We start from the raw sequence: 14,544 nt of genomic DNA on the forward strand, positions 1-14,544 counted from the left end.
AGACGGCCATATAGGTTTATACCTGTAGCAAGAAATTACTCAGCAATCGCTTAGCGCCCTCAGTGGCAAACGACTCAGGATGAAACTGTACGCCTTGAATTGGGTACTCTTTGTGCGCCAGTCCCATAATCTCATCACCAGTCAATGCTGACTCAGCAAAGCTCAATTCAGCACAGCTATCATTGGCGACTACTGAGGTAATCGTCAGACAGCTTGGGATGGTGTCGGCTTTTACCACCAGTGAGTGATAGCGCATGATCTCAAGCTCTTGTGGTAAGCCTTGATAGATACCTGAATTATCATGGCGAATCGATGAGACTTTGCCATGCATCGGCACACTAGCGCGTACCACATCACCGCCAAATACATGAGCAATACCTTGCATACCCAAGCAAACGCCTAGTAGCGGCACAGTTTTGCCTAGTGTTTCAATGACCTCGCTACAGATACCAAAGTACGCGGGATCGTCAGGGGAGCCAGGGCCAGGTGAAATGATAATTCTATCAAGATTCATCGCTTGCACATCTGCTAGGGTGATTTCGTTATTGCGTTTAACGATGACGCTGGCCTCTTTATCACTGTCTAAGGTTTGCAAAATCTCGCCCACGTATTGGTAGAGATTGAAGGTAAACGAGTCGTAGTTATCGATAATTAAAACATTCATGGGTCATAAACTCTTTTGTAAAAATACAGCTAGGTAAAATATGGTCAATTTATGCAGTACGTTTGGTATCCGTTATGATTGCATAAAGCTGTCTAACACGACTTTCATCGCTGACAGTTTACGCTGAATCTCTAAGTATTCATCGGCTGGGTTTGAGTCGTAAACGTTACCGCCGCAAGTTTGAGCGTAGGCAGACTCGCCATTGATAAACAGACTGCGAATAGGAATGGCAAAGATACAATCACCATTAAAATTGAACGAGCCTAATGCACCGCCATAAGCACCGCGACCATCAGGCTCTAGCTCGTTAATGACTTTGATGGCTTCTACCTTGGGTGCGCCTGATAGCGTCCCAGCAGGGAAGTTGCTGGCAAGAGCACTAAACATATCTTCGTTAGGATGCAGGATACCAACGATTTCAGAAGAGATATGCTGTACGTGAGAGAAGCGTTTGATGTCCATCAAGCTACGTACTTTTACCGTACCAAATCGTGCCACACGGCCAATATCATTGCGATGCAAATCGACTAGCATGTTGTGCTCGGCAATCTCTTTGTCATCGTTGAGCAAGGCGCGGGCAAGCTTACGGTCTTCGATTACGTCCGCACCGCGCTTGGCAGTGCCTGCCAGTGGATACGTTTCCATCTCGCCTTGACGTAAGCGAAATAACAGTTCAGGTGAGGCACCGATAATGCACTGCTGGGCAAATTTCATAAAGTACATATGCGGTGACGGATTGACCGCGCGCAGCTTTTCATAAATCGGCATCTTATCGCCCGCAATACGATATTTGGATTTAAATCCGACCTCACACTGAAAGATACGCCCCGAGATGATGTCTTCTTTAACTTGCATAACGACATTGGCATGCTCTTCTTGGCTCATGCCATCACCTAAAAATTCAACTTTAGGCGCTTCATAACTAGGCGTTGGCTCATCGAGTAGGGCTTTAATTTGCTCGATGCGGTTTTCTTGCTGAGCGGTGGGGTAATAAAAGTAAAAGATTTCCCCAGTCATCTTATCTAGGGTCAATCCATCTAGATACACGCCAAACTTAAATGGTTCAAAGTCTTCACTGGCTTTTGCATTAAGGCTAGGTTCAAAGAAGTTCACGCAGTCATAACCCAAATACCCGACTAGACCACCGCTTTGATCGCGAGCGATGACATGCTGCGGCGTTATGTCACGCAGTAGCTGATAAGGGTTGTCAGTTTGATAATGGCTTGTTTCAGCAGCTTTATTGTCGGTAATCGCAAGCGTATTGCGGTCTAATGCGGCGATAGTCGTCACAGGGTCAAAGCCAATCGCATGATGGCGCGAGATGTGGCTGTCTTCACCCAATGATTCGAGCAAATAGCAGGTATCAAACGCGCTTTCAATACGTTTGAATAATGCAAAAAAATCGATATCTTGCGTCAGTTTGATGCGTTGTGGTTTGCTTGGAATATCGATAGGAGCAGGTTTGGTCTGTGTGCGAGTACTAGAGGTCATAACAAAGTCCGAAATGGTTCAAATATGTGTTGATTAATAAGTGTCGATTAATAAGTATAAGTTTCGTCAGTGAAAAGCTAGATAGTATCGTCGTTAGAGGCTAAGAGCAGTCTCTATGAGTGGCCAGTAACGCGCTGACATCATGGCTTTGCTTGGCCTTGGCACCGCGAGAGACAGTGGCGATACCAACACCTAGTTGCTCAGAGATATCACGTTGGGTGATGCCACGATCTAGCAAGTCAAAAATGCGAATACGATTGGCGATGTCATGCTGTTCTTTATCCGTCAGCAGGGCACTGAGCAGCTTTTCGATATCTGTGCTATCAGTACAGTTGGTCAAATGTTTCACTAAGCTCTGATAAGGATCGGTAGTCATAATAGGTAATCTTAGCCAAAGAAAATAGATAAGTCGCTCATCGAGCGATTTTTCGCTGAGAACTATCTTGTTTCAGTATTCTAGTACAGTAGTACAAGAAAAACAAGTCATGAGCTAAGTTAATAGCAGCCTGCTATAGACGTGATGAGTTTCTACGCCTTATCGCATATAGCCTTAATAGTTATTCAGACTCATGCTGAATAACATATTTACAGTTAGTATCGAAGCATTTTTGCACTTTGTCAGCATATTAAAAGCTAAAATTGAGGATTTATTATATTAATTATTGCCAAATTGTTAATACTTCGTTATTATGCCTCTCATTATTTAAACGCTAATTATTATCATTAACATTAATCATGTTATTCGCACGATGAGTTAAGTGTTTTAAGGTATTTAATCTTCTGGTGGGCACTATTTTAAAGGTTGTTTGACGATAGCCTTTAAAAATAATTCTAAAAATTCTAATTTCTGACAGTAAACAAAGTGAGTAAATGTGTTATGCGCGAAGTAAAGTTATCTAGTCAATTGACAGTATTGTCTATCGGTGTCGCCGCTGTATTGTGGACGCAAGCTGCCAGCGCTGCAACAGCAGCAGATATGCCAAACACGACATTACAGACGATCACTGTAACAGCGAATAGCTCAGTACGTGACGCTGTACAAGAAGACTCTGTCTACATAGATGACTACACCCCAGCTGCACAAGCCAGCCATTTGAGCGATTTTCTGGACGTTGTGCCAGGGGTAAGCGTGGGCGGTACCTCATCGGTCAACCAACGTATTCGTGTACGTGGTCTTGATGATACCAACCTAAAAGTCACGATTGATGGCGCACGTCAAGAAGGCGCGTTGTTCTACCACATGGGTGATGTCACGATTGATCCAGATCTGCTAAAACAAGCAGAGGTGTCGGTAGGCAATAACTCAGTGACGCTAGGCAATGATGCTATCGGCGGTGCGGTTGCTTTTGAGACAGTCGACGCGGCAGATTTACTCAAGCCAGGTCAAAAGGTCGGTGCTAAGCTGCATACAGGTTATGCTAGCAACAATGATGAACTGCTAACTTCAGCTACTGTGTATGGTGCGCCAACAGAAAATATTGATTTACTGGCTTATTATGGCAAACGCAATGCGGACGCTGGTGAAGACGGTAAAGGCCGTAAAATCCAAACGGAAGACAGCGAAGGCGAAAACATCCTATTAAAAGCTGGTGCTTATGTCGGTAGTGATCATCATGTAGGCGCTAGCTTTAGCCGTACCGAAAACAAAGGCAAGTTCCCATTGCGTCCAGATTTTCCTGCTGGTGGCTGGAACCCAATCATCCCGCAGGAAGTCAAACGTGATACCTATGCGCTTGACTACGCATATAGTCCTGCCAACCAGTTGGTCAATGTAGACGCCAATGTATATCAGACCAGCACGCAGATTTTGCGTAACTCTGATGGCGTACCTGGGTTTGAGTTTGATGCAGAAGTCAAAACCAGAGGTGCAAAAGTACAAAACACCAGTATCATCGATAGTAGTATTATCAATGGTGTGCCAGGGGTTCATAAGTTCATCGCTGGGGTTGAGCATTACAAAAAAGAATCTGAGATGACACGTGACTTTGGTAATGCGAGCACTGATGAGGCAACCAATACTTCAGTGTATCTAGAAGACCAATGGCAAATGGGTAAGCTTAGCTTAACGCCAGGCGTCCGTTATGACCGTTATGAGTCTCCAGAGTATGTATCGGCTGGCAAGACTTATGACAATGTCGTTGGCGCATTGGCTGCTAGCTATGAGATTGCACCGCGTACTCAGCTATTTGCAAGCTATACGCAGTTATTTAATGGTCCAGATCTTAGCCAAACGATTTTTAACACCGATGGCGCTGATACGTATGTGAACAATGACCTAAAAGCAGAAGAAGGTGACAATGCAGAAGTCGGTATTGCTACAACGCTGCGTGGTCTAACAGTGGCTGATGACTCTTTAAAACTAAGTGCTAAATACTTTGAAACCAATATCGAAAACTATATTGAGTTTGTACGTGCAGGTAATGGTAGAGTTGGTTTGGATTGTGCGACTGGACAATTAAACGGCAGCTGCCAAGGTGTCATTAATAATGACGAAGATTTCAAAATCAAAGGCGTAGAGCTATCGGCCGACTATCGCGCAGATAACTTCAACATGGGTCTAAGCTATGCTCGTGCACGTAGCAAAGGCGAAGATACAGGTTACAATATCTCTTCTGTCAGTGGTAGTGGCTCTGAGTCTGGCGATAAGTATATGGTCAACTTGGGTTACGCTCCAACCAACACTACTGAGCTTGGCTGGCGCAGTACTTACGTCGCCGATGTGACACCGAATACCGCTGATGATGACAACGAAAAACCAGGCTATGACGTGCACGATATCTTTATGACTTACACGCCAACTCAAATCGAAGGTTTAAAAGCCACACTAGGTGTATACAACATCTTTGATGAGACTTATGCAAGCCATGCATCGCGTAACTCTATCGATGATGACTATACTGATTTTGAGATGGGACGTAATATCAAAACGTCTTTAACTTATCAGTTCTAATCTAGCTTATCGAATTTAAGTCTAATCGTACTTATAAAGTCAGCTGTCTTACATGGTAGCTGGCTTTTTTTACGAGATTTTTGAGAGTGCGATTTATCTAAGAGTAGATGTTAAGTTGCTCGTTTGGTAGAAGGTGAGGCTACCGTATAAATAGCATATGAGTTAAATCTTATGCGAGCACTATGCCAATACTCTAAACAACAGCGAGCTATCATCGAAGCTCATTTATATCTTTCAAATTATCAGAAAATAGTTGTGAGTGAATACGGGCATAGAGTAAGTAAACTTCAAAATTTTGAATCTGACGTATAATGTTTCTAACTGGCCGAATTATCATATTGGAAATATCGATAAGGTTTGACAGTGTAGTGCTTATACAACTGAAACTATCAGGCATTTCTATAAAGATATTAAGTATTAATTAAACTGTTAACTGAACCGAATATAATAATGCAAACATTAATGATAATAATTATCATTAATGTTTGCATTATTATATGTATCTTGCTAAAGTGTGTTTCGTTCATTACAGAACAGTTAATGGCTCTTTGCTCTATTCTATTTATAGAGACTTTTTTACGCTAGATATTTAATTCATTGGATAATTAATGACAGTTACAGCGTCATCAAACTTTTAACCCTACTCAGTACATACCCTTATTCGTTTACTCTCAATAGCTAAGCCGCTTGGCGATATTTTAGTCATGTTTTTATAACACATATATTTACGGACACGTCTATTCGACAATCGTATGTCAATTTTAAACGTTTATTTATGTGTACTTGCACCGAGAATGCATCCGAAGCATTGCATAAAAAGTGGCTGAAACCATTCACTGACGATGAGATAAACAGGTATTAACGAAATTGTGCGCTTCAAGGAATATTACTTATGTCAAACCAATCAGGTTGCTCTGATTTCTCAGTCATCACTTCTCCAAAAAAACTTCAACGCGTCGTGACTGGTAAGCTTTTACTAAGTATCGCTGTGACTTCTATTCTTAGTAGTACCGCTTTTGCTGCCGAGGGTGATGAGGTAGCTGTGCAAGGGGCGACCGACCAAGAAGCTGTGCCTACAGCTACATTGGATACAATTGTGGTGCGGGCAGCAAGGGACGAGCTAGAACAAGCAGCAGGGCTGTCTATTATTAGTGAAGAGGCCATCGAAAAAGCATCAGTTTCTAATGATATTTCAGAGATTGTCCGTAAGATGCCAGGTGTAAATCTATCAGGGTCATCAACGTCAGGTCAGCGTGGTAACCAGCGTCAAATCGATTTGCGTGGTATGGGACCAAACAACACGCTTATCTTGATCGATGGTCGTCCTGTCACTTCTCGTAACTCTTCACGTCCTAGTCGTGGCAGTGAGCAAGACACGCGTGGTGACTCGCAGTGGGTACCACCAGGCGCTATCGAGAGTATCGAAGTATTGCGGGGTCCCGCAGCAGCCCGTTATGGCTCTGGTAGTATGGGCGGCGTGGTAAATATCATTACTAAGAGCCCGACTGAGCCAGAGTTTTCTATCAGTGGTCACTATGAGGCACCAGAGAGCGATCTAGAAGGCAGTAGCTGGCGTACCAATATCAATATGTCAGGTCCTTTAACTGACAAGCTGTCCTCGCGTACTACCCTTGGATATCACGACAGTGAAGCAGATGATCCCTCTATTAATGCAGCCGAAGCGCTAGATGACTCAGTAGCAGCAGGTACTGAAGGTGTCGAAAATATCGATGTGCGTCAGTTGTTTGAATACGCAATGGATGCGATGAATACGGTCGGCGTTGAGGTCAATTATAGTCGCCAAGAGAATCGCTGGGCGGGTGACTCGCTGTTCCAAACCGTGAATGAAACGTTGATAGACGAATTAGAAGGTGAAACAACCAATAAGATGCAGCGCTATGGCGCGGCGATCACGCATCGCGGCGAGTATGATGATGCCAGTAGTAACAGTTTCATTGAGTATACTCGGACAATTAATGAGCGCTTGGGTGAAGGTAGTGCGGGTGGTGGCGAAGGTCAAATTCAGCTACCTGACGACGGCGAGGAGTTTGAGTGGACAGAGGCGACTTACGACACGTTAAATGCCAAATCAGAGTGGGATATTTATTTTGACCGTCATACCTTGACGGCTGGTGCAGAGTTCCGCGGTGAAAAGCTGGATAACCCTGTGGTATCTGATATGACATTTGAGGATGGTTTTGAGTTTGGTGATGTAGAGACCGATCCTGACAAGCGCGATCCGACCTCAGATGCCTACCTCGTCGGTGCTTATTTAGAAGATAACTATGAGATCACGCCTGATTGGTATGTCACGCCAGGCTTACGTTTTGACTATCATAGTGAAGCTGGCAGTAACTGGTCGCCTAGTATCAATACTACTTGGCATTTTAGCCCTGATTGGTCAGTGAAGGCGGGTGTCAGTCGTGCATTTAAAGCGCCATCGCTATACCAGCTTGACCCAAATTACATTTACTACACTCGTGGTTATGGCTGTCCACAATACGTGAAAAATGAAAACAGAGGTGGAGGGTGTCATGTTTTGGGTAATTCTGATCTAGAAAATGAAACTTCTTGGAACAAAGAGTTGACCTTTACTTATGATGATGGTACTGGATTGAATGCTGGCTTGACTTATTACCACAATGCCTATGATAACCGCATTGGCGCTGGTACGGATCGTGTGGCGGTAGATACGGCGACAGATCGTTCTATCTTTCAATGGGACAATCAAGGTGAAGCAATTGTTGAAGGTTTAGAAGGCTTTGTACAAGTACCAGTCACTGACAATGTAAGATGGTCTTCTAATATCACTGGTAACATCCGCTCTGAGCGTAAAGACAATGGCGAGCCATTATCGCTCATTCCTAAGTTCACTGTAAACACGGGTGTCGATTGGGATATCACGCCTCAGTGGAATGCTGGTTTTGATGTGAGCTACTATGGCACGATTGAAGCCCCAACGATTTCAGCGACGACGGGAGATGATAGTGATGACCCGTTGCTTGATCGCGAGCCGTATGCCATTGCTAACGTGAGCACTCGCTATGATTTGACAAACGCGATTACGGTTGGTGCTGGTGTCAAAAACTTATTTGATACGGGTGTTTATCGTGAGGGTACCGCTACGAATGCTGGTGCACGTACTTTTAATGAGCCTGGCCGTACTTATGTGTTTGATGTTAGCGTTGATTTTTAGGAGGTAGACACAGGGTTTGTTAAGTTAGAAAAAGGTCTGAGCTATTTGCTTAGACCTTTTGCGTTGTTAGGGCAGGGTCTTATTTTCAAAATAAGCCCATGCCCCCGTAAATATTTTTAATAATTCAATAACTTACTATCACAATATAACAGCAGATTTATTTATGTCATTTAATTTTCGCTATAGCTGTCTTTGGATTCACCGTTATACTGGGCTTGCCATGGCAGCTTTTTTAATTATTACTGGTATTACTGGCACATTGTTGGCATTTCATGACGAGCTAGACGATGTCTTCAACCATAAACTGGCTCAGGTTGAGAAACAAAACGCATCACATCTGCCTATTGCAGAGCTTCATGATAAGGTCATCAGTGCGTATCCTCAATATGCTTTTTCTAGCATGCCAACCTCGATAGCAGCAGAGAGGTCAGCCGTATTTTCGGTAGACAGAGCACGAGGAAAAGCCGCCCAAAACCAACCAAAAGCACCGTTTCAACAAGTTTATGTCCACCCTTATACTGGCGATATCATTGGTACTCGTGATAGAGATGAGTGGGCATGGCACAACACCATGTGGAAAGTGTTTTGGTTACATCGCGATTTATTACTGGGTGACATTGGAAAATTGCTACTAGGGATTGTCGCGCTCGTGTGGACGATTAATTGCTTTATTGGCTTTTACTTAACGTTTCCTAGAGCGATCAAGAAAAAAGCACAGAATAAAACCTCGCCTAAAAAACGTGCCTCCTTTTTAAAACGTTGGTTACCAGCGTGGAAAATTCGTACCAAAAGTAATATGTTTAAATTGAATTATGATCTACACCATGCCTTTGGATTATGGCTTTGGGGGATCCTGTTTGTCATCGCGTGGTCGAGTGTTGGTTTTAATTTAAGAGAGGTCTATCAACCTGTGATGCACGCTGTCGTAGAGCTTGAAGGCAGAGAGGAAAGACAGGAGAACTCAAGAAAACCATCAGAAAAAGCGGAGCAGGCGTCTGGTGCAGAAACAGCGACTAGAGTTGAAGCTGTAAACAATGAGACTATCGATGTCGAGGCTGTTGATGTGGTCAACAAAGCCAATAGCATTGCTTATTTAAGTGAGCAGGCAAACATCGCTGCCCAAAGCAAGGGTATGCTAGTGCGAGAGTTTTTAGGCATACGTTGGATTGAGGACGAGGGTCAATGGCAGCTGCGCTTTAAGACAGATAAGGATATTGGTAAAAAAGGCGGTGCATCATCCATCACGGTCAATGCAAGGACTGGTAGCATCGAGCGTGTAAATTTTGGCTATCAAAGTTCATCATTTGGCAGCAAAGCCGATCAATGGCTATCGACCTTACATATGGGGCATATCAGTCAAGGTATTGGCCATTTGCTGTATCAAATATTTTTAGCATTGATAGGTTTGGCTGTGACAGTGTTGTCTATTACTGGTGTTTATCTATGGTGGAAAGGGCGTCAAAGTCGATTGAAGGCGTTGCAAAAGGGTAGGTAATATAGTGATATTTCTAGGGTATATTTTTATTTAGATAGCTATCTGTTGAATCAAAAGCATGCCCTAGTTATAAATTTAATTGCAAAAATATTGTGTATGCTATCGAGACAGTAAAAATGAAGAAAGCAAACGTCTCACCTATCATGACCCATCTATGCCAACTATTATTTTCATCATAGTTCTTTGTGTAATCTACTGAAGAGATATCTTGAGTAAAATCCATAGGAATAACCACTAATCTTAGACCATATAAGGTCATTCCTAACCAAAAAAAGGTATTTGATATCTCTTTATTTAAAGCATTAAAAATGAATAAGCAAAAGCTAATTACTAAAACTAGTAGAGATAGATTTTTATAGTTTATCCATCGATTATTTAATAGCGCTCTATGCATCTATAGTTTCTTTTATTATTTGCGAAGTTCTTTATTTAAACCGTATCAACAATCACTGGACGGCCCTGATGACTTAGGACAGTGACATCGACGTTGTATAAATCTTTCATCGTCTCTTTGGTAATAACATCAGCAGGACGACCAACAGCCGTCACTTCTCCTGCTTTCATCGTAACCACTGTATCTGCAAACTGTGCCGCTTGGTTGATGTCATGCAGGACTATTACCACGGTTTTTTGCTGATTATGGCTAAGCTGACGTAGCTCACGCATGAGGCGACCAGCATGATACATATCTAAGTTGTTCAGTGGCTCATCGAGCAATAGATAGGGCGTATCCTGGCAGACAATCATAGCAATCAGCACGCGTTGACGCTGTCCGCCTGATAGCGTTGACAAGAAGCGCTCGGCAAGTGGCTCAAGCTCAAAGCGTTCGAGGATTTCCTGTACTTTTTGCTGATCGTCAGCGGTCGGTTGTCCTTGATGATAGGGATAACGACCAAACATCAGTAGCTCATGTACGCGCAGTCGTCCTTGTACATGGTTGTCTTGTCCGAGCATAGCGACAGTTTTGGCCAGTGTGCGCGCCTGACAGCTGACAATATCACGCTCTTCATTATCTACAGAGAAGCTCACCTGCCCAGCCTGTAACGGTTGCAAGCGAGCCATGACAGAAAACAACGTAGACTTCCCAGCGCCATTAGGCCCAATCAAAGCAATCACCTGCGCCGTTGGTAGGGACAACGTAATGTCATGCAAGATTTTTTGTTTGCCAATATGGTGAGAGATATTATTCAGTTTAATCATAGTCAGTCTTATTTAAAAAGTCTTAGGGTTTTCTCTATCAACAGAATCAGCTAAATAAACAATGTCGGCTAAGTAATCATAAAGAACGACGTTGAGACATAAATATCAATGCTAAGAACATCAATCCACCTGCTAGCTCTATCACGACGGACAACACGCCTGCCATATCTAGCACTTGCTCAAAGATAGTCTGACCCAGTACTAAGCAAATCATAGCGACCAAGCTGACCAATATCAGCCGCTCAGTGTGATACATATGTCGCGCGATACGATTGGTCAATGCGCAAACCAATAGACCAAAGAAAGTCACTGGACCGACCAGGGCGGTGGCCGTGGCAACCAGTACAGCGATGACAGTTAATAGACCAAATGCTAGACGCTGATAGTTGATACCAAGGTTGACGGCCTGTGCTTGTCCGAGCATCAACACATCGCATTGATAACGCCAGCGCCATACAAATATCGCGGTGATGGCACAGATAAATAAGCTGATGCCCAGCAGCTGAGGGTTGACCGTATTGAACTGCGCATAGCTAGCAGACTGTACGACCACAAAATCATCAGGGTTTATTAGCCGTGCAATGAGTGCTGATAAGCTGCGAAATAACACGCCAAAGATAACGCCTACTAATATTAGCCGCGTCAAATCCTGACTGCTTTTAGAAAATAATAACTTAAATAATAATAAAGATGCCCCAAACATCAGGACAATCTCTAGCGTGAACTTGGCAATAGGATCGAGACTGGTAAAGCTAATCGCACCTAAAAAGAAAACCAGTAAGCTCTGCAACAGAACATAGAGTGAATCAAACCCGAGTAGGGAGGGCGTTAGAATTGGATTGTGAGTCAACGTCTGAAACAGCAACGTCGACACGCCAATCGCATAGCCAACCACCATCAGTGCTAGCAGTTTTTTGCCGCGTAATGGTAGCGCAAAGTCCCAATAGCCATTGACATTGAGTGTCATAAACAAGGTCATCGAGATAAGTAGAATAATAGCTGCTATGGATTTTGGATGGGCAGCTATCCATGTCCAAAGCTTTGCCAACTGACTTTGGGCAGCGGCTGAATACTGACCATCTGCTGAAGATGAGTTATCTATCGCTGTGCTGGTTTTGGTAGCATCAGTCTTGGTAGAAGTAAGCTTAGTTGATGAGAACATACAAAAATCCTATGGTGCCAAGCTTATCTAATAAGGCAAAAAATGAACGACAGTAAGTGAGTGTTGAAAACTAATACACAGTTAGTGAACATAGTGCTACTGCTCAGCTGGTGCACGTAATAACAGCCATAAAAATAACACTGTACCAACCACACCAAAAATAGTGGCGACTGGCACTTCAAATGGATAGCGAATAGAGCGCCCGATAATATCGCATAGCAGCACGGCTGAAGCACCAAGTAGGGCAACTGCTGGCAAGCTACGACGTAACTTATCTCCCATTAGGCGACTCACAATGTTTGGCACGACCAGCCCAATAAAAGGAATCATGCCTACAGTCACGACCACGACAGCGCTCATCATGGCTACCATACCCACGCCAATCCAAGTGACTTGACGCTTACTAATACCCAAGTTCAAGGCGATATTGTCACCCAAACCGACGATAGTCAGCTTGTCAGCAATAATATAAGCCAGCACACACAGTCCACCCGTCAGCCACAACAGCTCATAGCGCCCTGCCAATACGCCCGAAAAATCACCAAACTGCCACACGCTCAGCATTTGTAGTGATTCGGTTTGATAGGCGATGAAGGTAGTGACGGCTTCAATAATGCCGCCAAAGACAATGCCAATCAGTGGAATCATCAAAAAATCAGTAGGCGGAATACGGTGAATGAGCAGCATAAATAGCATCATGCCAAAGACAGCAGCGATGGTTGCCACGCCCATTTTTACAATGAGCGCACTGGCAGGGAACAGCAGACTGACCACTAGCAAACCAAGTGCAGCACTCTGAGTTGCACCAACCATAGATGGCTCTACAAAGCGGTTTTTTAGTACTACTTGGATAATCATCCCAGCCACTGCCATCGCAATACCAGTCAAAATAATGGCAATGGTGCGCGGTATGCGGCTAACCAATAGCAGCGAGCTATCGGAGTTGGCACTCTGAGTCAGCAGGCTCTGCAAGATACCTGACCATGAAAAGTCAGCCACACCAATAGATAAGCTCAATAACACCAAAAGCCCCATAAGAATGAGGCTTGCTGTATTGATGAACCATGGTGGTATGACAGTACGTCGATGTAACGCATTGCCAGTACCGCTCTGCCAGCTTGATGCTGATGGAGCAGTACTGGATTTGAGCCTAGCATGAGTGCGGGGTGAAAATAACGACATAATCTCTACTGGCTTAAAAATGAGCAGTGTTAACGGTAATAATACCTACTTGTGCAACAATAGTTTGCATAGAAAACAACGTTATTTAGCACTAGCAAAAGCATCTTTGATTGTCGTTAGATCCTGCATCCATTGATAGTAGCCACCAAATGCTAAGTAAGAGTCTGGACTTAGATAGACCACTTGCTGTTTGCTCCATGCATTGGTTTGAGCAACCAATGGATTGTCTAATACGGCCTTGGCACCAATACCGTCTTCACCAATTGCGGCACTGCGGTCGATGACAAATAACCAATCTGGATTGGCTTTTTGGATGTATTCAAACGATATCGGCTGACCATGAGGCGCATCGGCAATTTTGTCATCTGCCATTGGCACACCTAACACAGTATGGATAAAACCATAGCGAGACTTGTCACCATAGGCTGACATTTTGTTGCCATTGACCATGACGACTAGGCCCGTGCCTTTATTTTCTTTTGTTAGACTCTTGGTCTCAGTGATGAGTCCATCGATGTTCTGTTGTAGCTTAGCGGCTTGATCGCTTTTACCAAACAGTGCACCTAGATCATGTAGGCGCTGCTTGCTTGACTCATAGATGTTAGCTGTATCAATACTCATGTCTAACGTTGGCGCGATACTTGATAGCTCGTCGTATTTTTCTGCCATGCGTGAACCAACCAAAATAGCTTGTGGCTGCATTGCATTCAACGCTTCAAGATCTGGCTCAAATACAGTACCTACCGATTTTGGATCAGGCTGTGTTTCTGAATGTAGGTTCTTTAGTAATAGACCACCAGGCATACCATCGACCGCCACATCTAGCGCGGCCAAGTCTTGCATCAACGTCATGTCATAGACGACAAGTGGCGATGGGTTCATAGCCAGCTCAACATCACCTTTTACGGTATTGACCATGATTTTCTCAGCAGATACAGCGTCATTACTGGCAACGTTCTGTGATTCATCAGCCGTTGGGTTTTCAGTTTTGGCGTCTGCTGGCTCAGAATCATTAGATTCAGGCGAGCTACATCCTGCCACTACCGTAGCTAATAACACTGTCATGGCAGCAGTCAGTAATGGACGTTTGAAAAAAGAGGCGGTAGATCTGCTAGATAATAAGGGTGTCGGCATAATGAACTCGGTTTATCAAAAAATGTTTAAGCAATTGTCTAAAATAATTGCAAATGAATAACGCTAAAAA

General features: G+C 43.8%; 10 protein-coding genes. 3 read left to right on the forward strand and 7 right to left on the reverse strand.

Annotation, left to right across the window (positions count from 1 at the left end):
- Positions 1 to 16: 16 nt before the first annotated feature.
- The 3 genes from CXF60_RS01535 to CXF60_RS01545 all read right to left on the reverse strand — a co-directional run bounded on the left by CXF60_RS01535 (position 17) and on the right by CXF60_RS01545 (position 2,531).
- Positions 17 to 664: an anthranilate synthase component II gene (locus tag CXF60_RS01535; RefSeq protein ID WP_102090496.1), complete on the reverse strand. Its 648-nt coding sequence runs from the start codon at positions 662 to 664 to the stop codon at positions 17 to 19.
- Between the two features lie 72 nt (positions 665 to 736).
- On the reverse strand, positions 737 to 2,155 hold the full coding sequence (locus CXF60_RS01540; protein ID WP_102090497.1) for an anthranilate synthase component I family protein: 1,419 nt from the start codon (positions 2,153 to 2,155) through the stop codon (positions 737 to 739).
- Positions 2,156 to 2,255: 100 nt separating this feature from the next.
- Positions 2,256 to 2,531: a Trp family transcriptional regulator gene (locus tag CXF60_RS01545; RefSeq protein ID WP_102090498.1), complete on the reverse strand. Its 276-nt coding sequence runs from the start codon at positions 2,529 to 2,531 to the stop codon at positions 2,256 to 2,258.
- Positions 2,532 to 3,032: 501 nt separating this feature from the next.
- Here CXF60_RS01545 and CXF60_RS01550 point away from each other — a divergent pair.
- From CXF60_RS01550 to CXF60_RS01560, 3 genes are all read left to right on the forward strand, one after another.
- Positions 3,033 to 5,105 (forward strand): TonB-dependent receptor domain-containing protein, encoded by a 2,073-nt coding sequence (locus tag CXF60_RS01550; RefSeq protein ID WP_102090499.1) that lies wholly within the window; start codon positions 3,033 to 3,035, stop codon positions 5,103 to 5,105.
- Between the two features lie 892 nt (positions 5,106 to 5,997).
- A complete protein-coding gene (locus CXF60_RS01555; protein WP_102090500.1) occupies positions 5,998 to 8,301 on the forward strand; it encodes a FepA family TonB-dependent siderophore receptor in 2,304 nt (767 codons plus the stop codon).
- A gap of 163 nt (positions 8,302 to 8,464) precedes the next feature.
- Positions 8,465 to 9,796 (forward strand): PepSY-associated TM helix domain-containing protein, encoded by a 1,332-nt coding sequence (locus CXF60_RS01560; protein WP_102090501.1) that lies wholly within the window; start codon positions 8,465 to 8,467, stop codon positions 9,794 to 9,796.
- A 429-nt stretch (positions 9,797 to 10,225) separates the two neighbouring features.
- On the opposite strand, the gene CXF60_RS01570 is transcribed toward CXF60_RS01560, so the two are convergent.
- From CXF60_RS01570 to CXF60_RS01585, 4 genes are all read right to left on the reverse strand, one after another.
- A complete protein-coding gene (locus CXF60_RS01570; protein ID WP_102090503.1) occupies positions 10,226 to 10,996 on the reverse strand; it encodes an iron ABC transporter ATP-binding protein in 771 nt (256 codons plus the stop codon).
- A 76-nt stretch (positions 10,997 to 11,072) separates the two neighbouring features.
- Positions 11,073 to 12,158, reverse strand: a complete 1,086-nt coding sequence (locus tag CXF60_RS01575; RefSeq protein ID WP_102090504.1) for an iron chelate uptake ABC transporter family permease subunit — start codon at positions 12,156 to 12,158, stop codon at positions 11,073 to 11,075.
- Between the two features lie 96 nt (positions 12,159 to 12,254).
- Positions 12,255 to 13,340 carry an ABC transporter permease gene (locus CXF60_RS01580; RefSeq protein ID WP_371548481.1) on the reverse strand — a complete coding sequence of 362 codons (1,086 nt, stop codon included), beginning with the start codon at positions 13,338 to 13,340 and terminating at the stop codon, positions 12,255 to 12,257.
- A gap of 81 nt (positions 13,341 to 13,421) precedes the next feature.
- Positions 13,422 to 14,474 carry a siderophore ABC transporter substrate-binding protein gene (locus CXF60_RS01585; RefSeq protein ID WP_102090505.1) on the reverse strand — a complete coding sequence of 351 codons (1,053 nt, stop codon included), beginning with the start codon at positions 14,472 to 14,474 and terminating at the stop codon, positions 13,422 to 13,424.
- Positions 14,475 to 14,544 lie beyond the last annotated feature (70 nt).

It is taken from the genome of Psychrobacter sp. 4Bb, from assembly GCF_002836735.1.
Classification (GTDB): Bacteria; Pseudomonadota; Gammaproteobacteria; order Pseudomonadales; family Moraxellaceae; genus Psychrobacter.